A 25,402-nucleotide genomic window follows, 5' to 3' on the forward strand; every position below is an offset into this window, starting at 1 on the left:
CCAGCATGGCCGCGTCGTACGGAGCACCGGGCGTCTACATCGAGGAGCAACCCAGCGGCTCCATGCCCATCGAGGGGGTGGGTACGGCCGTCGCCGCGTTCGTGGGTTTCACCGAACGCTACGACAGCGACCAGGGCGACCCCACCGACCCGGCCGGGGTCAAACCCCAGCTGGTCACCAGCTGGCCCCAGTACGAACGGGTGTACGGCGGCTTCGTGCGCGGCGCGATGCTCCCGCACGCGGTACGCGGGTTCTTCGAGAACGGCGGCAGCGCCGCGTACATCTGCCGGGTGCCGGGCGCGAGTGGCGAGGACGGCGGCGCCGCCCGGCCCACGCTGACGCTGGCGGTCGCCGACCAGCCCGACCTGCCCAGCCTGCGCGTCTCCGCTCTGAACCCGGGCGGCCGCTTGGAGGTGGAGGTCGTCCCGCCACCACCGCCCGCCGAGGGCGCCGAGGGCTCCGACTCGGGGGCCGGCGGCGAGTACACGCTGCGCGTCTACGAGGACGGGACGCTGCGCGAGGAACTGGGCGGGCTGTCGTTCAGCGGCCGCAGCGCACGCTCTGTCGAACGTACGGTCAATGAGCGCTCGCAGTTCCTGCGCATCGAGGTGCAGCCGCTGCAGGGCGCGTCACTGGCCGAACGGGCGCCCGCGCCCGGCCGCTACGAGTTGCAGGCGCCGCCGGTGTCCACCAAGGCGGTCACCCCGGCCGACCTGGTCGGCTCGGAGACCGAACGCACCGGCTACCAGGGCCTGGCCATCGCCGAGAACGTCACCATGGTCGCCATCCCCGACCTCGTCACGGTCGCCACCCGCCGCGACGGCACGGTCGACGAGGAGATGTTCCTCGCCGCGCAGCAGCAGCTGCTCGACTACTGCGAGGCCAGCCACACGAAGATGGCGATCCTGGACACCCCGCCCGGCCTCAACGCCACCCGCGCCCTGGAGTGGCGGGCCCGGTTGGCCCGCGACAGCGCGTTCGCCGCGCTGTACTACCCGAACGTGGTGATCAGCAACCCGCTCGCGCGGCCCGGCGCCACCAACGGCGAGCTGTACCTGACCGTGCCGCCGTCCGGGCACGTGGCCGGCGTCTGGGCGCGCACCGACGGCGCGCGCGGGGTGTGGAAGGCGCCCGCCAACGAGGCGCTGCGCGGTGCCGTGCGGCTGGAGACCGACGTGACCAGCGGCGAGCAGGATCTGCTCAACCCCGAAGGCGTCAACTGCATCCGCTCGTTCGGCAGCTACGGCACCAAGATCTGGGGGGCGCGGACCCTCGCCAAGACCGACCCGAGCTGGCGCTACGTCAACGTGCGGCGGCTGTTCAACTATGTAGAGGAGTCGATCCGGCGCGGCACCCAGTGGGCGGTGTTCGAGCCGAACGACTTCGACCTGTGGCAGCGGGTCAAGCGCAACATCACGTCGTTCCTGCGTGGCCTGTGGAGCCAGGGAGCGCTGGTCGGGGCCACCCCGGAACAGGCGTTCTACGTGCTGTGCGACGAGAGCAACAACCCGGCGTCGTCGGTGGACGAGGGCAAGCTCATCGTCGAGGTCGGCATCGCGCCCAGCAAGCCCGCCGAGTTCGTCATCTTCCGGATCAGCCAGTGGCAGGGCGGCGGCGCCGCGACGGAGTAAGGGGAGACCGACATGCCAGACCTGATGACCACGTTCAACTTCGTCCTGGAGATCGGCGGAGTCGAGATGGCCAGCTTCCGCAAGTGCTCGGGTGTCGAATCGGAGACCGAGACGATCGAGTACAAGGAGGCCACCAAGGACGGCAAGATGATCATCCGGAAGGTGCCCGGGGCGATGAAGTGGAGCGACATCACCCTGGAACGCCGCATCGACGAGTCCAAGGCGCTGTGGGAGTGGCGCAAGCAGGTAGAGGACGGCGACGTCGACCATGCCCGACGGGACGGCTCGATCGTCATCAAGGACTCGACGCACAAGGAGGTCGCCCGCTGGAACTTCGAGCGCGGCTGGGTCTCGAAGTGGACCGGCGCCGAACTCGACGCGGGCGCCAACGAGGTCGCGACCGAGAAGGTCACGATCACCCACGAAGGGCTGCACAGGGGATGAGCGAGCGCACCCCTGAGGGAGGCAGAGCATGAGCGGGCTGCAGACGGAATTTCCGTTCACGCTGCCGAAGGGCTTCGTGGACGACAACGGCACCCTGCACCGTACGGGGGTGATGCGGCTGGCCTGCGCCCGCGACGAGATCGAGCCGCTGCGCGACGGCCGGGTCAAGGAGAACGACGCGTACGCCACGGTCATCGTGCTGTCCCGGGTCGTCACGGAACTGGGCACCGTGCAACGGGTCACCACCAAGACGATCGAGTCGCTGTTCGTCAGCGACTTCGGCTACCTGCAGGACCTCTACCGGATCATCAACTTCCAGGACCCGAGCATCCTCGACGCCCTGGAGCCGGGCACCCCTTTCCCGACGGCGTCCGTGGAGGTGGGTTAGGGCACTACGCCCACGACGAGCTGTGGCAGGAGATCGCTTTCCTGGCGTACCACCTGCACTGGGACCTCGACCGGCTGCTGGACCTGGAACACGGGGACCGGATCCTGCTGCTGCGGGAGGTCGGCGGCCTGAACGAACGCGCATGGCAAGGAGTGCAGGGTGGCTGACGCGCACACGATGGACCCGCCGTTCGTCGGCAAGTTCACGCTGGAGATCGGGGCGACGGTGATCGGCTCGTTCACAGAGGTGTCCGGGCTGTCCGTCCAACTCGACGTCGAGGAACTCGCCGAGGGCGGGCAGAACGCGTTCACGCACAAGCTGCTGGGCCGGATGAAGTGGCCGAACCTCGTGCTCAAGCGCGGCCTCACCGACACCGACGCGCTGTTCGAGTGGGTCATGGAGTGCTCCGGCGAAGGACTGACCGCCAAGAAGAACACCATCAAACCGCGCGACGGCAAGATCAGCATCCGCAACGCCAAGGGCCTGCCCGTACGGACGTGGACGATCCTCGAGGCCAAACCCGTGAAGTGGACCGGGCCCCGGTTCGCCGCGTCGTCGCGTGACCTCGCCGTCGAGGAGCTGGAGGTGTGCCACAGTGGCTTCCGCTCCGGCAAGTGAGCGCCGCCCGCGTACCCTGCGCCGGGTCGTGCGCCGCCTGTTCACCGACCGGTGGACCGGGCGCCGCCGCGCGCCGGGTCCCGGCCCGGCCGTCGGGGCGGACCTTGCCACCACCCTCCCGGTGCGCGCATCCTGGTCGTTGCTGCGCTGGTGGCGGCGGTGGCGCCCACGGCACGACAATCCGCCTCCCGCGTCCGCGGGCCGGGCGATCGGCGCGGCCCCGGCCATGCTGCGCGACTCTCCGGCTCGGAGCCGCGCGGTCACCGGCCGGGGCCTTCCCGGCACACTCGGCGCGCTTCGCCCGCCGCTCGCATCCGGCCCGGCCGCCGGCCCGGACGTGCGCCCCGGTCACGAACCGGCGCTGCGCCCGGCACTCGGCCCCGTCCCGCGGGACCACCGGGGTGGTCACGGCTGGCGGCGCACCGGCGGCGCGGGCATCCTCCGCCTGGTCCGGCCCGGCGACGGCCACCCGCACCCCTGGGCGGACGTGGCCGCCGACGCGCCCTACCGGGAGGGGCCGCTGGGGGTCCGGCCGGTACTGCCCCGGGCGGGCGCGGCCGGACGGTCGAGCGTCGCACCCGCCGGGCCCACGGTGTCCGGCCCGGGCGGCGGTGCGCCGCGCACCGGTGGATTGCCGACGCCCGGCGGCGGCGATGCGGTGACAGGGGCCTTCGGGCCCGGCGTCGGCCGGAGCGCGGGATCCTCCGGGGGCGCCGTGCCCGGCACCGGTCCGGGACTCGTGACCGGACCGGAGCTCCGGACAGGTCGGCGGCCGTTCGGCCGGCCGGGGTCGCTGACGTCGCGGCCAGGATCCGGCCCGTCCGTGCGCAACCCCGAGTCCGCCGCCGACCTGACCGTGCTCGGGGCGGGGCCGCTGCCGCCGGGGACGGGACCCGACCCCGCAGGCGCCGTGACCACCTCCCTGCGCCCTGACCCCGGGCGGGGGTTGCTCGGCGGCTACGGGATGCCCGTACCTGAAAAGCCTGGATCCGAAAGGCCGGGATCCGAACGGCCCGGACCCATGACAAAGCCCGGATCTGACAAGCCCGATCCCCGCGCGCGGTGGGAGGCGGCGGTCGCCGCCCGGCCGTTGGAGGCGCCCCGTCCGCTGCCCGGCGCCCTGCACGCGATGGCGGCGGCGCTGACCGGTCGGGCGCATCCGCCGATGTTCACGACCGGCCCGGCCACCCGGCACGCGCTCGCGGCCGCGGGCGCGCTCGGCGCCACCACCGGCATTGTCGTGCACCTGCCCCGGGCACCCGCGAACGTGCCCGTCATGTCGGAGGTACTGGCCCACGAGCTGACGCACACCCGCAACCCGGTGCGGCGCCCCCGGTTCCTGCTGGAGCGCGCCGCCGGGCTGCTCGACGACGACGAGCGGCAGGCCCTGTCCGCCGGGCGGCAGGCGGGGGAAGGGCTGCTCAGCGCGGGACGGCAGGCGGGCGAAGGTCTGCTGTCCGCGGGACGGCAGCGGCTGGCCGACGCCGCGCCCAGCGCGGCGGGGATCGTCGATCAGCTGCCCGTGGGCGGTGGCCCGGGCGCGGTCGGCGACGTCGCCACCCGCGCCGCCCGGGCCGCCGTGCTGGAGGCCACCTCCGGCCCGATGGCCGGGCTGACCGGTGCGGTGAGTGAAGCGCGGGACACCGCGGCGGGGGCGCTGGCCTCGGCGGGTGGCCTGGCCGCCGACGCGGCATCCGGCGTCACCGGAGCGGTGGACGCCGCGGCCGGGGCGGTCTCCGGCGCCGCCACCGGGGCCGCCTCCGCGGTGGCGGGAGCCGCCGGGGGCGCGGTCGGTGCGGCGAAGGCGGCGCTGGACCCGGACAAGGTCGTGGAGATCGTCGAAGCGCGGCTGCTGCGCGAGATCGAGCGCCGCGGCGGGCGCTGGGCAGGAGTGTTCTGATGACCGCACCCACCGCACCCGCGAAGGCGTTCCTCAAGACCGAGAAGAACGACCAGATCGACTTCCTGTTCAACCCGGCCGAGCTGACCATCACCAAGGCCAACACGTGGAACGCGGCCGAGAACAAGGGCGGCAACGCCCCCGAGCTGCGTTTCCAGGCCGGTCAGTCCGGCACCCTCGCGCTGAGCATCACCCTGGACACCACCGCCACCGGCACGGACGTCACGGAGCACACCAACAAACTGCTGGACCTGCTCAAGGTGGACCCGAGCCTGCCCGGCTCGGACAAGCAGCGCAACAAGGCCCGGCCGCCGTGGGTGGAGTTCCACTGGGGCAAGCTGCACTCGTTCAAGGCGATCGTGGAACGGCTGCAGGTCAAGTTCACGTACTTCGCCGCCGACGGGATGCCGTTGCGGGCCAAGGCCGACCTGTCGCTCAAGCAGTACAAGGACGAGGACAAGCGGCCGCTGCAGAACCCCACCTCGCACACGCCGACCCTGCACACGGTGCACCGGCTCGGGTTCGGCGAGACCCTCGACCGGGTCGCCGCCCGGCACTACGCCGACGCGACCCGGTGGCGGCTGATCGCCGCGGCCAACGGCGTGGTCGACCCGATCGCCCTGGCCCCCGGCACCCTGCTGGTCATCCCCGAGCTGCCGGTGCGCCGTCGTGGCTGAGGCGACCAAGCGCCTGGACGGCGTGGTGCTCACCGTGGACGGGCGCCCGCTGGCCCCCGACCTGTACCCGCGGGTGGCGCTGGTCCGGGTCGAGGAGTCGGTGCACCTGCCCGACTACTTCGCTGTGCACTTCGACGATCCGCACTTCGAGCTGTTCGACCGGGGCACCTTCACGCTCGGCACGAAGCTGGACATCGCGTTCCGCGCCGAGGGCGATCCGGTGGTCGTCACCTCCGGGGAGATCACCGCGGTGGTCGTCGAGCCGGGCGCCTCCGGCCGGCACGAGCTGGTGCTCAGCGGCTTCGACCTGACCCACCGGATGGCCCGGGAGCCGAAGTCGCGCAGCTTCCAGCGGGTCACCGACGCCGACATCGCCAGCCGCATCGCGGGCGAGTACGGCCTCGACCCGGACGTGGACGCCACCGGCTCGGTGCACGACTACGTGCTGCAGGCCGGCGAGACCGACTACGCGTTCCTGCGCCGCCGCGCCGCCCGCATCGGGTACGACGTGTGGGTCACCGAACGCAAGTTCTCCTTCAAACGCTCCCCGCGCTCCACCGTCACCCCGCCGAAGCTGCGTTTCGGGCAGAACCTGAGCCGGTTCACTGTGCGCTTCTCCGCCGCGGAACGCAGCGACGAGGTGCAGATCCGCGGCTGGGACTCCCTCGGCAAGCAGGCCATCGCGGGCCGCGCCGACCAGCCCGATCCGGGTACGGACGCCCCCGCCGCCGACGAGCTGACCGGCGCGGCGCGGCGCGCGTTCGGGCGGGTCAAACGCAACGCCGGGCAGTTCCCCGTCACCGACCAGGCCGAGGCGGACAAGCTGGCCGCCGCGCTGCTGCTGCGCGCCTCGGGCGAGGAGGTGGTGCTGCGCGGGGAGGCGGCCGGTGACCCGAACATCGCGGCCGGGGCGAAGGTGCACATCGAGGGCGTCGGCTCCCGGCTCACCGGCAACTACCGGGTCACCGGCGTCGAGCACACGTACGGGGCGGGCCGCCCGTACGTGACCCGGTTCGTGTGCGGCGGCAAGGAACCCGGCGGCATCGCCGACCTGACCGGCGGCACCGCCACCACCGACCGGCGCGGCTGGGGCGGGCTGGTCATCGGCATCGTCACCAACAACGACGACCCGGAGAAGCTCGGCCGGGTACGGGTCACCTTCCCCACCCTGTCCGCCGACGACGAGAGCGCCTGGGCGCGGGTGGCCGCCCCCGGCGCGGGCCGCCAGCGCGGCATGCAGTGGTTGCCCGAGGTGGACGACGAGGTGCTCGTCGGCTTCGAACTCGACGACCACGCCCGCCCGGTGGTGCTCGGCGGCCTGTGGAACCGCGACGACAAACCGCCCCTGCCGGACGCGGCGTCGGGCGGGAAGATCAAACAGCGGGCGCTGGTCAGCCGTAAGGACTCCCGGCTCACCCTCGACGACGACGTGCCGTCGGTGACGCTGAGCCTGGGCGGCGGCCCGTGCACGCTCAAGCTGGCCCAGAGCGAGTCCACGCTGACCGGCGACCAGAAGCTGGTCATCTCCGCCAGCCAGGTGGAGATCAAGGCGTCCCAGAAGCTGAGTCTCAGCGGCGCCCAGGTGGAGATCACCGCGTCCGGCGGGCTGACCGCGTCCGGCAAGCCGATCAAGCTCAACTAGGGGGCCGCGATGACTCATGACTTCATCGGCAACGGGTGGGCGTTCCCGGCGGCGATCTCGCGTACGGGGTCGGTGCGGCTGGTCAGCGGGGTCGACGAGGTGGACGCGGCGATCCGGATGATCCTGTCGACGGTGCCGGGGGAGCGGGTGATGCGCCCCGAGTTCGGCTGCGCCATGTGGGAGCTGCTGTTCGCCCCGATCACCGCGGGCACCCTCGGTCTGGTCGAGCAGGCCGTCCGGGAGGCCCTGGAACGCTGGGAGCCCCGCATCGACCTGGAGTCCGTACTGGCCACCGGCGAGCAGGACTCCGGCGCGATCCACATCGCCGTCTCCTACCGCATTCGGGCGACCAACGACGTACGAAATCTTGTGTTTCCGTTCTATACCATTCCGACCGAGGAGCCGGCATGAGCGAGTGCACCGAGCGTAGCGAGGGCCGCGAGCGCATGCCGAAGGGAGGCGCGGCATGAGCCTGCCTGCGCCGGACCTGGACGACCGCCGGTTCCAGGACATCGTGGACGAGGCGAAACGGCGGATCAACCGGCTCTGTCCCGAGTGGACGGACCACAACGTCTCCGACGCCGGGGTCGCCATCGTCGAGTTGTTCGCCTGGATGACAGAGATGACGCTGTACCGGCTCAACCAGGTCCCCGACCGCCTCTACGTCAAGTTTCTCGAACTGGTCGGCGTCGAGCTGTTCTCCGCGGTGCCCGCCCGCGCCGACGTCCTGTTCCGCCTCACCGCGCCCCGCGAGGACGTCGTCCGGGTCCCCGCGGGCACCCAGGTCAGCACGGAACGCCGCGAGGACGAGGAACCCGTCGTCTTCCTCACCGACACCGAGCTGCAGGTCACGCCGCCCGAGCTGACCGCCTGCCTGACCCACACCGGTGACCGGTACACCGACCACTGGGACAACCTGCGCACAGAGGCGTCGTCGGTGCGGCTGTTCCCCAGCCTGACCCACGACGAGGCGGTGTACTTCGGACTGGCCCAGTCCGCTGGCGGCAACCTGCTGCGCCTCGATGTGCACACCGGCCCCGAGGGCGCCGGGGTGGACCCGCGCCGCCCGCCCCGCGTCTGGGAGGCGTGGGACGGCCAGCAGTGGCGCGACGTGCGGATCCTGGAGGACACCAGCGCGGGCTTCAACAGTCCCGGCCAGGTCACCCTGCTGCTGCCCGCCCGGCACGAGGCCCTCGCGATCGGCTCGCGCCGGGCGCACTGGCTGCGCTGCCGCCTGGTCCGGGCCGTCGAGGGCCAGCCCGAATACACCAACCCGCCCGAGCTGGAGTCGCTTTCCGCGGTGGCGCTGGGCGGGGCGGTGCCCGCCCACCACGCCGAACCGGCCCCGGCCGAGCTGCTCGGCGCCAGCACCGGCCGTCCCGGCCAGGTCTTTCAGGTACGCCGGGTGCCGGTGCTGCCGCGCCGCCACGACGAGCACGTCAGGGTGGTGCTGCCCCGCCACGAACGTACCGGCGAACCCGAGGAACAGGACTGGATGGAGGTTGCCGACCTGGCCGACGCCACCGAGGACGACAGGGTCTACACCTGGTCCGGCGCGACGGGTGAGATCCGGTTCGGGCCGCGCGTGCTGGACCGCCACGGCCAGGTGTGGCAGCACGGCGCGATCCCGCCGATCGACGCGCAGATCTACGTCACCGGGTACCGGTTCGGCGGCGGGCGCCGCGGCAACGTCGCCGCCGACCGGCTGACCGTGCTGCACACGTCGATCCCGTTCGTCGCGTCGGTCACCAACCTGGACCCCAGCGCGGGCGGCGTCGACGCGGAGACCGTGGAGAACGCCAAGGTGCGCGGCCCGATGCTGCTGCGCGGCGGCCGGCGGGCGGTCACCGCCGAGGACGTGGAACGGCTCACCCTGGACGCCGCCCCCAGCGTCGCCCGGGCCCGCTGCCTGCCCCCGGCGTCGCCGGACGAACCGGCCCGGCTGCTGGTCGTCCCGCGCGTCGACATCGCCCCCGAGGCGCTCACCCTGGACGACCTGGCGATCTCCGACGAGCTGGAGGAGCAGATCAAGGCGTACCTGGAGCCGCGCCGGCTGCTCACCATGCGGCTGCGCATCGACTCGCCCCGCTACCAGGGCGTCAAGGTCGTCGCGGAGGTGCGGGCCGGGCCGGGCGTACGCACCGAGACGGTCCGGGAACGGGCCGAGCGGGCGCTGTACGCGTACCTGAATCCGCTCACCGGCGGCCCGAGCGGGCAGGGCTGGCCGTTCGACACCGACCTGCGCCTCGGCGACGTGTACGGCGTGCTGCACGGATCGTTCGGCGTGCAGGGCGTGGAGGCCGTACATTTCTTCTCCGCCGACCTGCGCCGCAAGCGCACCCTGGACCAGGTGGAGCAGCGGCTGCGCCTCATGCCGGAGGCGCTGTTCATGTCCTACGAGCATCGGGTGGTGGTGCAGCAGTGACCGTCACGACCGGCTGGCTGGTGAACCAGCTGCCCCGGGTCATGGCCACCGACCCGGTGCTGCGCGGGTTCGTGTCCGCGTTCGAGGAGGTCGCCGACACCGTCCGGGACCGCATCGACAGCGTCGAGCACCAGATCGACACCGGCCTGGCCAGCCCGGAGATGCTGCAGTACCTGGGCGCGTGGCTCGGGGTGGAGCTGGAGCCCACCGACCCGGCCGAGTACCGGCGTTCCATGGTCCGCGAGGTGGGGCGGCTGCTCGGCTGGCGCGGCACCCGCTTCGGGGTGGAGGCCCTGCTGGAGGCGGCCACCGGCGCGCGGGTCACGGTCATCGACGCGGGCGGGGTGTACGGCCGCAACGACACAGTGCCGCCCGCCAACCCGGTCGTCGTGGTGCAGATGGATCACACCGGGCACCTCACCGAGCGGCAGGTGCTCGGCTTCCTGCAGAGCGAGCTGCCCCTCGGCGCCCGCGTGCAGCTGGATGTCCGGTTCCAGCCGCAGACCGCGCGGGGCCGGGCCCGCCCGGTGGACGGCGGGGGCGGCGATGGCTGAGTACGGCGGCGGCGTACGGCAGATGCCGTGCCCCGACTGCGGCTCCCCGGTACGCCCCGACGTCGAGCAGCTGTGCCCGCGCTGCGGCTACCCGCTGATGTTCCTGCGCGCCCCGGCCGAGGACGACGCCCGGGCGGTGCCGCGCGCCCCGAACGAGAAGGACGACCCGACCGGCCTGCTGCGTTCCGCCCCCGGACGGGCCGACACCCGCCAGTTCCCGGCCGCCACGTACGGCCGCCCGCCCGTCGCGCCGGGCCAGGTCGCCTGCCCCCGCTGCGGGTACGGCAACGAGGCGGCGCGGATCCGCTGCGAGCGGTGTGGCCACGAGCTGCGCCCGGCCCGGCCGGAACCGGTGGTGCTCGGGCCGCCCGTCCCGCGGGGGCAGGCGCCGCGGGAGAGCTGGGGCTGGGTGATCGCCCTGGTCGTCCTCGCGGTGCTGGCGTTGCTGGTGCTGGCCGGCGTACTCGTCTGGACCTACCTGCGCTGAGCGGGGCGTACCCACCACCGTTGAGTACCGCTACTCAGGATTACGGCCCGGCCACTGCGCAGGATGTCTTCTCATGAAACGGCGGCTCGAAAAGAGCAGCCGCTCATGTTTCCCGACAATCCTGCGCCGGTCCGTTCGGTGCTTTCACACCCATTCGGAGAATGCGATGACCACTCAACAATCGTCACAGGCCAAGCCCACCGCCGCGTTCGTCGGCGCGTCGTGGGCGGTGCTGATTCTCGGCGTCGTCTCCTTCGCCGTCGGGCTGTGGAACGCCACGATGACAAAGAGCGAGAAGGGCTTCTACGCCGCGGTTCTCGTGCTGGGCGTGTTCGCCGCCGTCTCCCTGCAGAAGGCGGTACGCGACAGGGCGGAGAGCCTCCCGGTGTCGGCGCTGTACCTGGGGCTGTCGTGGTCCGTGCTCGCCCTCGCGGTGCTGATGCTGGCGGTCGGTCTGTGGAACAGCGGAATGGCGCTCAGCGAGAAGGGCTTCTACGGCCTTTCGTTCGCGATGACATTGTTCGCCGCGGTCGCCGTGCAGAAGAACGTCCGCGACACGCTGCAGTACCGGGCGCCGTCGCCCGCCGCCACCATGCCGGAACTGCAGTGGGGTGGCCCGGTGGGCGGTACCACGGGCGTCACCGGGTGACGGCCCGTTCCCCGTCCCCGCCTACGCCGCCGTCGCGAGCGCGCTGGGCGCCGCGGTGACGGGGCTGAGCAGCCGGCCCTGGGACGCGGCGGTGAACGCCGGGTGGGACGTCGTGGGCAGGGTCACGCCCGTGCCGGCCGGCAGGGTGAATCGCATGCGGGTACCGCCGCCGGGATTGTCGGACACGCCGATGGTGCCGTCGTGCCGGTCGATGATCCGCTGGCAGATGCTGAGGCCGAGGCCGGTACCGGCGTATCCCCGGTGGCTGGCGGAACGGTGGAACGACGTGAACACGTGCGGCTGGTCGGCAGCGGGGATGCCGATGCCCCGGTCGGCGATCTCGATGCAGGCCGTTCCGTCCACGGCCGGCTGGCTGGAGATCGCGATGTCGGCGGGCTGGCCGGGCCGGGTGTACTTGAGGGCGTTGCCGACGAGGTTGTCGAGGAGCTGGCGGATCATCGCCGGGTCGGCGTGGACCACCGGCAGCGGCCCGGTGCGGATGGTGGGCAGCTGCGCCCCGCGGTCGGCCTGCAGCGCGGCGGTGCGCTCGGCGACCACCTCGGCGACCAGCACCTGCAGGTCAACGGGCTCGCGGTGCAGCTGGGCGTCGCGGGCGGTGGCGTAGGCCAGCAGGTCGTCGATGAGCCGGCGCATCCGGACCATGCCGCTGCGGATCCGGTCCAGGGCGGGGCGCAGCTGGGACGGCTCGGTCGTACCGGCGTCGAGGTGGTCGTCCAGGATCTCGGCGAATCCGGCGACCGCGCCGAGCGGACCCTTCAGGTCGTGCGCGACGACACCGGCGAACGCCTGCAGGTCGGCCTCGCGCTCGCGCAGCACGGTGATGTCGGAGGCGGAGCAGACCGCGCCGATGATGCGGCCGGTGTGGTCGTGCAGCGGCCGCGCGTCGACCAGCAGGTTGCGCCGGGGGCGTCCGGCCGGCTCGATGGTCATCTCCTCACCCCGGACGGAGTTGCCGAACAGGGCGCGGGCCAGCGCCCGGTCCAGGTCGTCGGCGGGCGCGCCACCGGGACCCGGCCGGGTGTTCGCGCGGGTCCAGTCGATCAGGGCGTGATTGGCGTGCACGATCGCGCCGGTGGTGTCGCAGGTGATCACGGCCGTGTCGAGGTTGTCGAGGACCTGCATCAGGTACGTCTTCTGCCCGACGAGTTCGTCCCGGGCGGCGCTGAGCCGGGCCGTGGCGGCGCGGACGCGTTCCCGGGCGCGGGCGCGCCCGGTGGCCAGGACCCACACCAGGCCCGCCGACAGCAGACCGAGCAGCGTTCCGACGACGGTGACCAGCAGCGGCAGCCGCGTCGCGCCGCCCGGCAGCCGCTTCGCGACGGAGGTGACCTGCAGCGACCACGTCCGGTCGGCGACCGTGACATCGGTGCTGCGGCTGAGGTCGCGGTGTCCGGGCGTCCCGGCGGTCAGGGCGGCGACCGTGGGCCGGGCGCCGCCTGCACCCCCCGGGGCGTGCAGGGTGACGTCGATGAGGTTCTGCGAGAGCCGGGCCAGGGTGGCACCCATGAAGTCCTGCCCGCGCATGGCCATGACCACCCAGCCGCGGAACTCGCGGTGCCCGGCCCTGTCGGCGGTGCCGTACACCGGGGCGGTGAGGGCGAACGACAGCTGCTGCTGCGCGGCGGGCAACCGCCGGTCGGACAGCAGCTGGTAGGCGTCGGAGACGGCGACCCGGCCGGTGCGACGGGACCGGTCCAGGGCCTGCACGGGGGCGGCGGCCTGTGCGAAGTCGGTCCCGGTGGTGACGGGCCGGCCGTCGAAGCGCCGGCTGACGACGGAGAACACGTGTTCGGGGGCGGTGCCGTCCGGGCGCAGGGTCAGCTGGGGGACACCGCGTGCACGCCACCGCGCCTGCGTCGCCGCGACCTGCCGGTCGGAGGTGGGCACGAGGAAGCCGATCGAGGCGGCACCGGCCAGCCGCATGTCGTCCAGTGGCTGGACGGCCTGCGCGAAGCGGGCCGCGGTGGGCGTCTCGGGGCCGCCCAGATCCGCCGCGACCATACGCAGCGTGTCGACGTAGCGACCGGCCTCGGCGGTCACCGCGGCGGCCGCCAGGGAGGCACGGCGGTCCAGCTGCTGCCGGGCGGCGTCGCGCTGCTCGCCCGCCACCAGCGTCGCCACGCCGGCCGACATGACGAGGCCGGCAACCGCGACGAGCGCCGCGAGGATGCCGGCCGTGCGTATCTGCTTGGTCAACCGCGCGGGCGTGAGCTTCACACCATCCGCGTCGGCCGGGTCCGCGTGCGGCTGATACCGGGTTCCCGATTCGCACCCGGCGGCTCACCGAGTCGAACCCGGCAGCGTGCGCCTGTGACGAGCGCTAGCTGCCTTCGGGCACCTGGCTCTTGATGTCGTCGTAGCCGACCTTGGCGGGTGCCTCGACCGGTGCGTAGATCACCCGGAGCACGCCCGTCGGGAACGCCTCGGTCGCCAGCACCTTCAGGTGGTACGGCGCGTCGCCGTCGTCGAACAGCCTGCGGCCCTTGCGCGCCGCCACCGGGTGCACCAGCAGGCGCAACTCGTCGATCAGCCCCGCGGCGAGCAGTTGCTGCACCACGGAGAGCGAGCCGGGGATGAGGATGCCGGTGATCGTGGGGTCGGCCTTGAGGGCGGTGACGGCCGCGGCGAGGTCGCCGTCGATCAGCTCGGAGTTGCGCCAGGTGAACTCCAGCGGCTGGCGGGACACGACGATCTTGCGTACGTCCCCGAGCTGCTTGGCGAACGGGGCGTCGTCGCCACCGCCCGCCTCACGGTCGGGCCACGCCCCGGCGAAGCTGTCGTAGGTCTCGCGGCCGATGAGCAGGACGTCGGAGGTGCCGTAGTCCTCGGTGACGGCGCGGCCCATGTTCTCGTCGAAGTACGGGAAGTGCCAATCGGGGTCGATCTCGGCGACACCGTCGGCCGAGATGAACAGCGTGGAGATGACCTTTGCCATCGCGATGATCCCATCGAGTCGGGTGTGGCATGTGGACTGGCGCAGTACCCGCACCATATCGCCGGGGCGGCAGCCTGCCCGCTCGCCGCCACGCTGGCCCGATGGATCGGGCCGCTCAGCGCAGCGGGCCGAGGCGGATGCCGGTGAGTGCCACCTGAGCGGGTGCCGCCCCACCCGCCGTGGCGCGGGGCCGGACCAGCACGTAGTCGATGCCGCCGTGCGGGGTCGCGTTGGCGACCGTGAGGTCGGGCCGCACCTCACGGGTGAGGTCGCGGTAGGCGACCTCCATCTCCAGGGTGTCCGGGTTGAGCGGGGTGAGCTTGATGGAGCCGGCGAGCGCGTCCGCCCCGAAGTCGATCATCATCGGGACGGTGTTGCACTTCGTCGGGTCGTCGGCGCTGGAGGAGATGAGGACCTTCTTGCCGTCCGGGCCGGTGACGATCGCGACGCTGCGCGCGTCCTCGCACCCCGCAACGACCACCGTGCCGGGGTCGGCACTGGCCAGGAAGCCCTGGTTGCGGAACGCGTCGCTGGCCAGCACCCCGGGGCCGACGCCGCTCAGGTCCACGTCGCGGGCGCCGTCGCCGGTGGCCGACGCGGACGGCGACGGCGACGCGGACGACGCCGGCGCGGAGGAGGGTGACTCGGCGGCGCTGGCGGAGGCGGACGGCGCGGCCGCCGACGACGCGGCGGCGCTGGGCGCGGGCGGCGGCGCGGCGGCGCTCTGCGGGCCGTTGGCCGCACCGTTCTGGGCTGCCTTCTCGTGCTTGTTCGCGTTGACCACCAGGGCGGGCACCGCGATCGCGGCGGCCAGCAGGGTGACCGCCGCGCCGATGCCCGCCACCTTCGCGAACTTGGACGCGAAGCGGGGCTGCTGGACGAAGGTGGCCGTACCGGTGCCCGCCGCGGCGCCGGGCAGGTCGGGCGTCGCGGTGATGGTGAGCTGCCGCTGCTTCTCCTTGTTCCACGGCAGGGGAGCCTGCACCGACAGCAGGGCCTGCGCGGACGTGGCGGGCGGCAGATCCACCCAGGCGGGCTGGAACTCGGCGCGTACCCGGCGTTCCGGGTCGGTGGCGGCCAGATACAGCCGGACCGGGGCGTTGCCCCCGTTGGCGATCTCCAGCGTGTACCGCCCGGCCCGCCCCCCGGTCACCACCTCCGGCGTCGCCCGTACGGTGATCTCCTCGACCGCGGCCAGTTGCAGCGGCACCTCGACGCAGCGCGACACGTCATCCCGGTACCGCGACTTCACCAGCGCCCCGAGCACGTACGTCCCGGCGGGCGCGGGCGGCTGCACCGGCAGCGTCACCCGTACCGTGAGGGTGCCGGTCTCGGACGGCCGTAGCTTGGCGACCTCCGGCTCGGTGCGCACGGTGGCCCCGTCGGGCAGCCCCAGCAGTTCGAGGGCGTAGTGCTCCACGATGTCGCTGGCGTTGCGCACGGTCACGTCGAAGGTCAGAGCGTCGCCGGGCGAGGCGTCGGCCCGCTCCGGGGCCACCGTGACCCGCAGCGGCAGGGTCATGACTGATCCGCCCTGGCCATGCCGGTGCGGCCCTCGCTGCGCTCGGTGCAGCCGGTCATGGCACCTCCAGTGACTGCGTCCCGTGGACCCTGGCCGCCGGTCCCCGTCCAGGTTAACCAGCGTAAACAGTCATCCTCGCAGCACGGCGGCGGTGGAACAATCGTGTCTGCGACCCTGCGCGACGGCCGGACTCACGGTGCCGCGGTCGGTTGCGGCCCGAGCCCCTCATGGGCAGAGGACGCTGGTGGTCGCCGCACCGAAGGCGGCGCGGGCGTCGGGAACGGGTGGCTGATCCGGGCGTCCCCGCTGGTCGCGGGCGAGGTCGAAGACGTTGGCCACGAGCACGAGCTGGCGGGAGCCGTCGGCCGAGGTCATGGACACGCTGCTGAATCCGGGGCCGCCGCCGTCGGTCTCCCACACCGCGATGTCCGCGTCCCGGCACGGCACCGTCACGCGTTGCACGCCCAGCCCGTAGTCGCTGTCGAGAACGGTGGTCTGCAGCTCGCGTTGCTGTGCCGGCGCCAGCAGCCGCCCGCCGAACAGCGCGGTGTCGAACCGGGCGAGGTCGGCGACGGTGGAGACCATCGCGCCGGCGGTCCACTCGCCGGAGGGGTTGAAGCCGGTGACATCCCGGTAGTCCATGTCGTATCCGTGCAGGTGTGGTCCGGGCAGGCGCGGATCGTCGAGCGGGAACGACGTGTGGGTCAGCCCGAGCGGGATCGTGATGCGCCGGCGGACCTCGACGTCCGCGCGGTGGTGCGTCACCGCCTCGACGACCATTCCGGCGAGGAGGTAATTGGTGTTGGAATAGTTCCACTGCTGCCCGGGCGGGAACAGCGGCGGATGCGCCATCGCGGCGGTGACCACCTCCTGCGGGGTGTGACCACCCTGGTCAGTGGAGAACCGCGGGTCGTTGGTGGGGTCGTAGATCCCGCTGGTGTGGTTGAGCAGCTGCCGGACGGTGATCCTCCCGCCGTCGTTGCCGTGGCCGTGGACGACGCCCGGCAGCCACCGCTCCACCGTGTCGTCGAGGCGCATCCGGTCCTCGCCGGCCAGTTGCAGCACCACGGTGGAGACGAACGACTTGGTGTTGCTGAAGATCCGCCAACTGTCGCCGGGCTGCGCCGGCCGGCCCGTGGCCCGGTCGGCGACGCCGGCGGCGAGCTGCCAGTGCTGCGCACCCCGACGGGCGTACGCGATCACGCCGGGGTTCCCGGCGGCGACCGCCTCGTTGATGGCCTCCCGCAACCCCGCGGGCGGTGCGGCCTGCGGCGCCGGGCCGGCGTACGCGAGCTGTCCGGCCGTCGCCAGCCCGATCAGCACCGTGCCGGCGCAGGCCGCCCGAAGCGCAGTCCTGGTTCGCCGTGTTGCCATGTCCGCTCCTTCGCTCGGTGAACGTTGACGGGGCCGACTCTGCCGGTCCGCGGTGCGCGGGATCGACCAGGCGAGCCCCCGGATCTGACCCCGGGGACAACCCGGTGCCCGGCGGGGGGCACACCGGCTGGCGCAGCGAATCGGTGATCAGCAATCCTGGGTGCCGTCAGCCGGACCACGAGGACGGAGATGCGGAGATGACACCCATCCGGGACGGACGGCGTGCCGGCGCCGACGCGCTCAACCGGCTGCTCTACGTCCTGCTCGGACTGCCGCTGGGCCTGCTCGGCCTGGCCTACACCGCGGTCGCGGTCGTCGCGGGATCCGCGTTGTCGCTCACGATCGTCGGACTGCCACTGCTCGGTGCCGGTCTCCGGGGCGCCCGCCGCCTCGGCGGGCTGCACCGTGCGCTCGCCCGCCGCCTGCTCGGGGTCACCACGGTGGGTCCGGCGGGCGCACGCCGCAGCACCGGCTTGACGGACTGGGTCAGGGTCGGGCTGACCGATCGGGCCGGCTGGCGGTCAGCGCTGTACCTCGTGCTGAAGGCACCGATCGCTGTCCTGTCCACGGCGGTCGCAGCCGTCTTCTACGGGTACGGGCTCGCCGCGCTCACCTATCCGGCGTGGTGGCGGGTCGTGCCGGGCACCTCCGACGACGCCGGAGTGCCGCACGCCGGGCTCGCGTTGCCCGGCGACGTCTTCCTCGATACCTGGCCGCGGGTGCTGCTGACCGCCGGTGCCGGCGTCGCCCTGCTGCTGGCCGCACCGTGGGCGCTGCGTGGAGTGCTCATGCTCGACCGCCTCGCCATCACCGGCCTGCTCGCGGTGGGCCGGCTGCGCGAACGGGTCCACGAGCTGGAACAGAGCCGGGCCTTCGCCGTGCAGGACGCCGCGGCGGCGCTGCGTCGCATCGAGCGTGACCTGCATGACGGCGCGCAGGCCCGCCTGGTGGCCGTGGCGCTGAACCTCGGCGCGGCCAAGGAACAACTGGAACAGGCCGACGCCGATCCCCTGACTCGCGAGCTCGTCGGCAGCGCCCACCGGGACGCGAAGGGTGCCCTGGTCGAGTTGCGCGACCTCGTGCGTGGCATTCACCCGCCCATCCTCGACAGTGGACTCGACGCGGCCCTGGCCACCCTGGCAGCCCGCAGCCCGGTGCAGGTCGAGCTGGATGTCGCCCTCGCCCGCCGGCCGGCGCCGGCGGTGGAGACCATCGCCTACTTCTGTGTCAGCGAGCTGCTCACGAACGTCGCCAAACACAGCACAGCGGGCCGCGCCGCGGTCGGCGTCGAACAGCGGGACGGGATCCTGCGTATTCGGGTCACCGATCACGGCCGAGGGGGCGCCCAGCCCCGCGGCGGACTCGCCGGACTCGCCGAACGGGTCCGTACCGTCGACGGACGACTCGACATCAGCAGCCCCGTCGGCGGCCCTACGGTCGTGACCGTGGAGTTGCCGTGCGAGTCGTGATCGCCGAGGACGCGGCCGTGCTGCGCGACGGCCTGACCCATGTCCTGACGAGCCGTGGACACGTCGTCGCGGCGGCCGTGGCGAACGCCGACGATCTGCTTCGTGCCACGTCCGAGCACCGGCCCGACGCGGTGATCGCCGACATCCGCATGCCGCCCACCCACACCGACGAGGGGCTGCGCGCGGCGATCGCCATCCGCCGCGCTCACCCCGAGGTGGGCGTGCTGGTCTTCTCCCAGTACATCGAGACCGGGTACGCCGCCGAACTGCTGGCCGGCGGCGCACGAAAGGTGGGCTATCTCCTCAAGGATCGAGTGGCCGACGTCAGCGACTTCATCGACGCGCTGACCCGCGTCGCCGCGGGCGGGACGGTCCTGGACCCCGAGGTGATCTCGCAGCTGCTCGCCGGCACCCGGCACACCGATCACCTGGCCGTGCTGACCCCCCGCGAACGCGAAGTGCTGGCGTTGATGGCCGAGGGCCGCTCGAACACCGCCATCGCCGACCAACTCGTGCTCGCCTACGGATCGGTCGAGAAACACATCACCAGCATCTTCACGAAGCTCGGCCTGCCGGCGTCGGCCACCGATCACCGCCGGGTACTGGCGGTGCTGCACTATCTCGGTACGTGACCCGACGTGTCCGGATCGGCTACGCGGCGCCGAGGTACTCGGCCCAGCCTCCCGCCGGCTTCTGCCCGACCGGCAGGGACCGCAGGCGGCGCAGCACGGCCGGATCCTGGGCCTCCAGCCACGCGACGAGCTGACGGAACGACACGAACCGCACGTCGGGATGGGCCGCCATCGCCGTCACCGCCGACGCGACGGCGTCCATGTAGATGCCGCCGTTCCAGCGCTCGAAATGGTTGCCGATGATCAACGGCGCCCGGTTGGACTGGTACGCGCGCCGGAAACCGGCCAGGAACGACTCCTTCGCCTGGCTGCCCCAGGTGGCGCGCATGGCGGGATCCCCGTTGGGCACCCTCGACTGGTTGTACATCATGTTGTAGTCCATCGAGAGGACCTCGAAGCTGTGCCCGGGGAAGGGGATCTGCTGCATCGGCAGGTTCCACAGGCCGTTGGCGAAACGCGACGGCCAGACCTGGGTGCCGGTGCCGGAGCTGTCGTACTTCCAGCCCTGGACCCGCTTGGCCCGCCGCAGATTGGCCCCGCCCTCCAGACACGGCGTACGCCCGCCGACCAGCTCGCGCCGGTAGTCGAACGGCAGCGGCGGCAGGTCGGTGAACCCGGTGTTGGTGCGCCACTGGGAGACGAACCCGATCGCCTGGTCGATTTCGGAGTCCCATTCGGCGGGTGACCACCGTTGCACCCCTGTCGCGCCGCAGAAGTGACCGTTGAAGTGGGTGCCGATCTCGTGGCCCTCGGTCCAGGCCAGGCCCACCTGCTCGATCGTCGCGTGCACCGAACGGTCGGACAGGTATCCGATGGCCGAGGCGCCGACCGGGTGCTGCGGCGGGGCGTACAACTTCCGCTTCGACTCGGGGAGTGTGTAGATCCCGGTGAGGAAGAAGGTCATCGACCCGTGCACGTCCCGTGCGAGACCGCGGAACCGGGAGAACAGCTTGGCGGCCGTCTCCCCGGCGCCGTCCCAGGACAGCACCACGAACTGCGGGGGAGTCTCACCGGGCGCGAGCCGGTGGGCGTCCGGCTGGTGCGGCTGCGGTCCGCTGTCGCGGGTGCTGCCGTCCCCGATGAGTCCCGAGGTGGTTGCGGTCGACGGTGTCGCCGGCGCGGTGGTCGGGTGCGACGCGGTCGGCGCACTCGACGGTGTGTCGCCGGTGCTGCACCCCGCCAGTGCGCCGGCGGCCGCTGTCACCGCGGCGCCCAGGAACGCCCTTCTGCCCATCGCCACGCCGCGCTCCCTTGCGCCTGTAGGTGCGGGTCGGCATGACCCGGTGCGTGGCATCGACGTTAGAAAGCGATCTTCGGGACCGAATCACGGATTCGTGCCAGTACTGGCGTGGGCGGACACGCGAAGCGGCCCGGGGGCGAACGCCCCCGGGCCGCACCTGCCACCGATCAGGCAGCGATCGCGGGCTGAGTGGCGGGCGTCGCGACGCCGCCACCCATGTGCCGCAGATAAGCCGGCAGGGTCAGGAACTCCGGACACGTACGCTCACTGAGCAGTACGGTCAGCAGCGTGCGCGCCTGGCCGAACAGCCGCGCCGACTCCTCGTCCAGTGCCCCCGTCTCGCTGAGCACGTCGAGTTCCTCGCGCAGGAACCGCATCACCAGGCCCGCCGTGACCGGCACGCCGTAGTCGGTGGGGGTGCCCTGCGCGATCCACTGCCACAACTGGGCCCGGCAGATCTCCGCCGTGGCCGCGTCCTCCATCAGGCCGTTCAGCGCGACCGCGCCCCGGCCGCCGAGCCAGGCCGCGACGTAGCGCAGCGCGACACTGACGGAGGTCCGCAACGCCACCTCGCTGACCGCGACGGTGCCGAACCGGACGTCGAGCAGCTGCTCCGCGGTGACACGCACGTCGTCGCGGCGCCGCACGATCTGGTTCGGTTCGTGGCCGAGCCACTGGTCGAAGACCTCCTTGCACGTCTCGACCAGGCCGGGGTGGGCGACCCACGAGCCGTCGAAGCCGTCGCCGACCTCGCGCCGCTTGTCCTGCCGGACCTGGTTGAGCGCGCGCTTGGCGGCCACCGGGTCACGGCTGGGCACGACGGCGGCCATGCCGCCGATCGCGTGGGCCCCGCGCCGGTGGCAGGTGCGCACGAGCAGTTCCGTGTACGCCCGCATGAACGGCGCGGTCATCGTCACCTGGGAGCGGTCCGGCAGGACCACGTCCGGGCGATTCTTGATCATGCTGAACAGGTAGTCCCACCGGCCCGCGTTCAGGCCGGCCGAGTGCTCGCGCAGCTCGTAGAGGATCTCCTCCATCTCGAACGCGGCCGTGATCGTCTCGATGAGCACCGTCGCGCGGATCGTGCCGCGGGCGATGCCCAGCCGTTCCTGGGCGAAGACGAACACGTCGTTCCAGAGGCGGGCCTCCAGGTGGCTTTCCAGCTTCGGCAGGTAGAAGTACGGCCCGGAGCCCCGGTCGAGCTGCTTCTGGCCGCAGTGGAACAGGTACATGCCGAAGTCGAACAGTGACGCCGACACCGCCCGGCCGCCGATGCGCACGTGGCACTCCGGCAGGTGCCACCCGCGCGGGCGCACCATGATGGTCGGCAGGGTCTCGCCGACCCGGTACTCCTTGCCGTCCGAGGCGGTGAAGTCGATCTTTCCGTCCAGCGCGTCCTTGAGGTTGAGCTGGCCGGTGATGATGTTGTCCCAGGTCGGTGCGGTGGCGTCCTCGAAGTCGGCCATCCACACCTTGGCACCGGAGTTGAGCGCGTTGACTGTCATCTTGCGCTCCGGCGGACCGGTGATCTCGACCCGGCGGTCGGTCAGGTCCGGCACCGGCGGAGCCACCTGCCACGACTCGTCATCGCGGATGACCTTCGTGGACGGCAGGAAGTCGAGCTCCGTGGTCCGGGTGGCCCGCCGCCGGCGGCGCCGGTCCAGAAGCTGGACCCGGCGCGCGCCGAACTCGCGATCCAGGGCGACGACGAAGTCGATCGCCTCCGGAGTCAGGATCTCCGTGTACCGGCCCTCGGCCGAGCCGGTGATCGTGATCTCCTCCTGGGTACGCATGTCAGAACTGCTCTTCCTCAGTGGAGCCCGACAGCGCGGTGGTGGAGGAGTCCGGGTTCAGCGCGGTGGAGACCGCGTCGAAGTACCCGGTGCCGACCTCGGCCTGGTGCTTGGTGGCGGTGTAGCCGATCGCCTCGTTGGCGAACTCCGCCTCCTGCAGCTTCACGTACGCGCTCATGCCGGTCTCGGAGTAGCCCTTGGCCAGCTCGAACATCGAGTGGTTGAGGGCGTGGAAGCCGGCCAGCGTGACGAACTGGAACTTGTAGCCCATCGCGCCCAGCTCGCGCTGGAACTTGGCGATGGTGTCGTCGTCGAGGTTGCGCTTCCAGTTGAACGACGGCGAGCAGTTGTACGACAGCATCTTGCCGGGGTGCTCCTTGTGCACCGCCTCGGCGAACTGCCGCGCGAACTCCAGGTCCGGGGTGCCGGTCTCGACCCAGATCAGGTCGCAGTAGTCCGCGTACGCGAGGCCACGGGCGATGGCGGCCTCGGGGCCGCTGCGGACCCGGAAGAAGCCCTCGGCGGTGCGCTCACCGGTCACGAACGGCTTGTCGCGCTCGTCCACGTCCGTGGTGAGCAGGTCCGCGCCGAGCGCGTCGGTACGGGCGATGATCAGCGACGGGACGCCGCAGACGTCGGCCGCCAGGCGCGCCGCGTTGAGCGTACGGATGTGCTGCGCCGTGGGGATCAGCACCTTGCCGCCGAGGTGGCCGCACTTCTTCTCCGAGGCGAGCTGGTCCTCCCAGTGCACGCCCGCGGCACCCGCCGCGATCATGCCCTTCATCAGCTCGAACGCGTTGAGCGGGCCGCCGAAGCCCGCCTCCGCGTCGGCAACGATCGGGGCCAGCCAGTCACGCTCGTCGCGACCCGCGGCGTGGTCGATCTGGTCCGCCCGCAGCAGGGCGTTGTTGATGCGCCGCACGACCGCGGGCACCGAGTTCGCCGGGTAGAGGCTCTGGTCCGGGTAGGTGTGCCCGGACAGGTTCGCGTCCGCGGCCACCTGCCAGCCGGACAGGTAGATCGCCTTGAGCCCGGCGCGGACCATCTGGACCGCCTGGCCGCCGGTGAGTGCGCCCAGCGCGTTGATGTAGTCCTCGTTGTGCAGCAGATCCCAGAGCCGGCGGGCGCCCCGCTCGGCGAGGGTGTGCTGCTCCTGGACGGTTCCCCGCAGCTTCACCACGTCCTGCGCGGTGTAGCTGCGCTTCACGCCAAGCCAACGCGGATCGCCGGCCCACGCCCGAGTGAGGTCCGCGGCGGTACCGCCCCTGACTTCGGTCGACTGATCGCTCATCAGATGGTTCCTTTCCCGTGTTTCTTCCTGCTGATCGGTGGAAGAACTCGACTGTTGCGCACCGCGCAAGCCCTGAAGAAGGCTGATGTGAGGAGAAGAAGCGAAGAAATTCTGATACCGTGAAACGCGTGTCCGCTTCGCCTCTCGCCGCCGCCCCGTCGCCCGACGGTCAAGTTGATCTCGTCACACTTGGCCAGCGACTCCGCCATCTCCGCCGCGCCAAGGGCATGACCCTCGATCAGCTCAGCGCCGCCGTCGGGCGCGCCCCGTCGCAGCTGTCGCTCATCGAGAACGGCAAGCGCGAACCCAAGCTCAGCGTGCTGCAGGCCATCGCCGCCGCCCTCGGGGTCGGCGTGCAGGACCTGCTGCGCCCCGAGGCGCCCAGCCGCCGGGCCGGGCTGGAGATCGAGCTGGCCCACTTCCAGCGCCAGGGCGGGTACGCGGCCCTCGGTCTGCCCGTGGTGCGCGGCGGCCGGCGGCTGCCCGCGGACGCCCTGGAGTCGCTGATCGGCCTGCACCGCGAGCTGACCCGCCTGCTCACCGAGCAGAGCGCCACCCCCGAGGTGGCCCGCCGGGCCAACCAGCAGCTGCGCGCCGACATGCGCCGCCGCGACAACTACTTCCCCGAGATCGAGCAGGCCGCGGCCCGGGTCCTGGAGTCCGTGCGGCACACCACCGGGCCGCTGTCGCAGCGCGGCATCCTCGACATCGCCGAGCAGCTCGGCTTCAGCCTCAGCTACGTCAGCGACCTGCCCGGCTCCACCCGCTCCATCACCGATCTGCGCAACCGACGTATCTACCTGCCGCAGGTGGCCAGCGGCAAGGGTCACGACCCCCGCGCCGTGGTGCTGCAGACCCTCGGGCACTTCGTGCTCGGCCACCCGGAGCCCGCCGACTTCGGCGACTTCCTGCGCCAGCGGGTCGAGGCGAACTACTTCGCGGCCGCGCTGCTGATGCCGGAGAAGTTCGCGGTGGACTTCCTGGCCGCCGCCAAGGCCGACAAGGCCCTGGCGATCGACGACTTCCGCGACGCGTTCGGGGTGTCGTACGAGACCGCGGCGCACCGCTTCACCAACCTGGTGACCCACCACTTCGGTATCCCCGTGCACTTCACCCGGGTGCACGAGAGCGGCACCATCTACAAGGCGTACGAGAACGACAACGTGCGCTTCCCGTCGGATGTGACAGGGGCGATCGAGGGGCAGCACGCCTGCCGCAAGTGGGCGTCGCGCACGATCTTCCAGGCCGAGGACCCGTACTCGTCGTTCTACCAGTTCACCGACACCGTCTCCGGGACGTACTGGTGCACGGTGCACATCGAGTCGACCCGGTCGGGGGAGTTCTCCGTGACCGTGGGGACGCCGTACGAGCATGCGCGCTGGTTCCGCGGCGGCGACACCACCCGGCGTACCGTCTCGACCTGCCCCGACCCGCAGTGCTGCCGGCGGCCCCCGGCGGAGCTGGTGGCGCGCTGGGCCGGGCACGCGTGGCCGAGCGCCCGCGTGCACGCCCACCTGCTGGCCGCGCTGCCGCCGGGCACCTTCCCCGGCGTCGACGCCCAGGACGTGTACGAGTTCCTCCAGCGCCGCTCCGTCAGTTAGCCGGGCGGCGCGTCGGTGGCGCCCGCCGAATGAAGATCGACTGCTATCGTCCTCGGCGGTCCGGACGGGCCACCGCTCCGGGCTCCGCGCCGGAACGGTCACGGGGGAG

At 72.2% G+C, this 25,402-nt stretch carries 22 protein-coding genes and 1 pseudogene; 16 read left to right on the forward strand and 7 right to left on the reverse strand.

The genetic code is table 11. From position 1 onward, the window contains the following. The first annotated feature begins 5 nt into the window (after positions 1-5). From ACMCNN_RS12460 to yiaA, 13 genes and pseudogenes are all read left to right on the forward strand, one after another. Positions 6-1,631, forward strand: a complete 1,626-nt coding sequence (locus ACMCNN_RS12460; RefSeq protein WP_412746347.1) for a phage tail sheath family protein — start codon at positions 6-8, stop codon at positions 1,629-1,631. A gap of 12 nt (positions 1,632-1,643) precedes the next feature. Then, the gene (locus tag ACMCNN_RS12465) at positions 1,644-2,075 is read left to right on the forward strand and encodes a phage tail protein (protein WP_412746348.1); all 432 of its coding nucleotides are present in this window, start codon (positions 1,644-1,646) and stop codon (positions 2,073-2,075) included. A 28-nt stretch (positions 2,076-2,103) separates the two neighbouring features. Continuing rightward, positions 2,104-2,463: a hypothetical protein gene (locus ACMCNN_RS12470; protein ID WP_412746349.1), complete on the forward strand. Its 360-nt coding sequence runs from the start codon at positions 2,104-2,106 to the stop codon at positions 2,461-2,463. Positions 2,464-2,480: 17 nt separating this feature from the next. Then, a pseudogene (locus ACMCNN_RS12475) lies at positions 2,481-2,630 on the forward strand (DUF6760 family protein); the annotation flags it as partial. Beyond that, a complete protein-coding gene (locus tag ACMCNN_RS12480; protein ID WP_412746350.1) occupies positions 2,623-3,081 on the forward strand; it encodes a phage tail protein in 459 nt (152 codons plus the stop codon). The pseudogene ACMCNN_RS12475 and the gene ACMCNN_RS12480, both read left to right, overlap by 8 nt. Beyond that, a complete protein-coding gene (locus tag ACMCNN_RS12485) occupies positions 3,059-4,981 on the forward strand; it encodes a hypothetical protein (protein ID WP_412746351.1) in 1,923 nt (640 codons plus the stop codon). Before ACMCNN_RS12480 ends, ACMCNN_RS12485 begins: the two co-directional genes overlap by 23 nt. Next, the gene (locus ACMCNN_RS12490; protein ID WP_412746352.1) at positions 4,981-5,658 is read left to right on the forward strand and encodes a CIS tube protein; all 678 of its coding nucleotides are present in this window, start codon (positions 4,981-4,983) and stop codon (positions 5,656-5,658) included. The genes ACMCNN_RS12485 and ACMCNN_RS12490 overlap by 1 nt, the downstream gene beginning before the upstream one ends. Continuing rightward, positions 5,651-7,300, forward strand: a complete 1,650-nt coding sequence (locus ACMCNN_RS12495; RefSeq protein ID WP_412746353.1) for a VgrG-related protein — start codon at positions 5,651-5,653, stop codon at positions 7,298-7,300. The genes ACMCNN_RS12490 and ACMCNN_RS12495 overlap by 8 nt, the downstream gene beginning before the upstream one ends. A gap of 9 nt (positions 7,301-7,309) precedes the next feature. Next, positions 7,310-7,711, forward strand: a complete 402-nt coding sequence (locus ACMCNN_RS12500) for a GPW/gp25 family protein (protein WP_412746354.1) — start codon at positions 7,310-7,312, stop codon at positions 7,709-7,711. A 55-nt stretch (positions 7,712-7,766) separates the two neighbouring features. Further along, positions 7,767-9,725, forward strand: a complete 1,959-nt coding sequence (locus ACMCNN_RS12505; RefSeq protein WP_412746355.1) for a putative baseplate assembly protein — start codon at positions 7,767-7,769, stop codon at positions 9,723-9,725. Then, positions 9,722-10,279 (forward strand): phage tail protein, encoded by a 558-nt coding sequence (locus ACMCNN_RS12510; RefSeq protein WP_412746356.1) that lies wholly within the window; start codon positions 9,722-9,724, stop codon positions 10,277-10,279. The genes ACMCNN_RS12505 and ACMCNN_RS12510 overlap by 4 nt, the downstream gene beginning before the upstream one ends. Continuing rightward, positions 10,272-10,766, forward strand: a complete 495-nt coding sequence (locus ACMCNN_RS12515; protein ID WP_412746357.1) for a hypothetical protein — start codon at positions 10,272-10,274, stop codon at positions 10,764-10,766. The genes ACMCNN_RS12510 and ACMCNN_RS12515 overlap by 8 nt, the downstream gene beginning before the upstream one ends. A 166-nt stretch (positions 10,767-10,932) precedes the next feature. Then, positions 10,933-11,415, forward strand: a complete 483-nt coding sequence (yiaA, locus tag ACMCNN_RS12520) for an inner membrane protein YiaA (protein WP_412746358.1) — start codon at positions 10,933-10,935, stop codon at positions 11,413-11,415. A gap of 21 nt (positions 11,416-11,436) precedes the next feature. Here the strand turns inward: yiaA and ACMCNN_RS12525 are convergent, their stop codons facing one another. The 4 genes from ACMCNN_RS12525 to ACMCNN_RS12540 form a co-directional block, all read right to left on the reverse strand. Further along, entirely contained in the window at positions 11,437-13,632 is a 2,196-nt protein-coding gene (locus ACMCNN_RS12525; protein WP_412746359.1) for an ATP-binding protein, read from the reverse strand. A gap of 124 nt (positions 13,633-13,756) precedes the next feature. After that, positions 13,757-14,371, reverse strand: a complete 615-nt coding sequence (locus ACMCNN_RS12530) for a dihydrofolate reductase family protein (protein WP_412746360.1) — start codon at positions 14,369-14,371, stop codon at positions 13,757-13,759. Positions 14,372-14,486: 115 nt separating this feature from the next. After that, the gene (locus tag ACMCNN_RS12535) at positions 14,487-15,893 is read right to left on the reverse strand and encodes a hypothetical protein (protein ID WP_412746361.1); all 1,407 of its coding nucleotides are present in this window, start codon (positions 15,891-15,893) and stop codon (positions 14,487-14,489) included. A gap of 225 nt (positions 15,894-16,118) precedes the next feature. Next, entirely contained in the window at positions 16,119-17,267 is a 1,149-nt protein-coding gene (locus ACMCNN_RS12540) for a serine hydrolase domain-containing protein (RefSeq protein ID WP_412746362.1), read from the reverse strand. 197 nt (positions 17,268-17,464) lie between these two features. On the opposite strand from ACMCNN_RS12540, the gene ACMCNN_RS12545 reads away from it, so the two are divergent. Together ACMCNN_RS12545 and ACMCNN_RS12550 are read left to right on the forward strand one after the other, a co-directional pair. After that, positions 17,465-18,736: a sensor histidine kinase gene (locus ACMCNN_RS12545; RefSeq protein WP_412746363.1), complete on the forward strand. Its 1,272-nt coding sequence runs from the start codon at positions 17,465-17,467 to the stop codon at positions 18,734-18,736. After that, on the forward strand, positions 18,724-19,368 hold the full coding sequence (locus ACMCNN_RS12550; RefSeq protein ID WP_412746364.1) for a response regulator: 645 nt from the start codon (positions 18,724-18,726) through the stop codon (positions 19,366-19,368). Before ACMCNN_RS12545 ends, ACMCNN_RS12550 begins: the two co-directional genes overlap by 13 nt. A gap of 19 nt (positions 19,369-19,387) precedes the next feature. Here the strand turns inward: ACMCNN_RS12550 and ACMCNN_RS12555 are convergent, their stop codons facing one another. The 3 genes from ACMCNN_RS12555 to aceA all read right to left on the reverse strand — a co-directional run bounded on the left by ACMCNN_RS12555 (position 19,388) and on the right by aceA (position 23,692). Then, on the reverse strand, positions 19,388-20,608 hold the full coding sequence (locus ACMCNN_RS12555) for a hypothetical protein (protein ID WP_412746365.1): 1,221 nt from the start codon (positions 20,606-20,608) through the stop codon (positions 19,388-19,390). Between the two features lie 167 nt (positions 20,609-20,775). Further along, the gene (aceB, locus tag ACMCNN_RS12560; protein WP_412746366.1) at positions 20,776-22,401 is read right to left on the reverse strand and encodes a malate synthase A; all 1,626 of its coding nucleotides are present in this window, start codon (positions 22,399-22,401) and stop codon (positions 20,776-20,778) included. Between the two features lies 1 nt (position 22,402). After that, entirely contained in the window at positions 22,403-23,692 is a 1,290-nt protein-coding gene (gene aceA, locus ACMCNN_RS12565) for an isocitrate lyase (RefSeq protein ID WP_412746367.1), read from the reverse strand. Between the two features lie 128 nt (positions 23,693-23,820). On the opposite strand from aceA, the gene ACMCNN_RS12570 reads away from it, so the two are divergent. Then, on the forward strand, positions 23,821-25,293 hold the full coding sequence (locus ACMCNN_RS12570; RefSeq protein WP_412746368.1) for a helix-turn-helix domain-containing protein: 1,473 nt from the start codon (positions 23,821-23,823) through the stop codon (positions 25,291-25,293). Positions 25,294-25,402 lie beyond the last annotated feature (109 nt).

It is taken from the genome of Krasilnikovia sp. MM14-A1004 (genome assembly GCF_047159485.1).
Classification (GTDB): Bacteria; Actinomycetota; Actinomycetes; order Mycobacteriales; family Micromonosporaceae; genus Actinoplanes.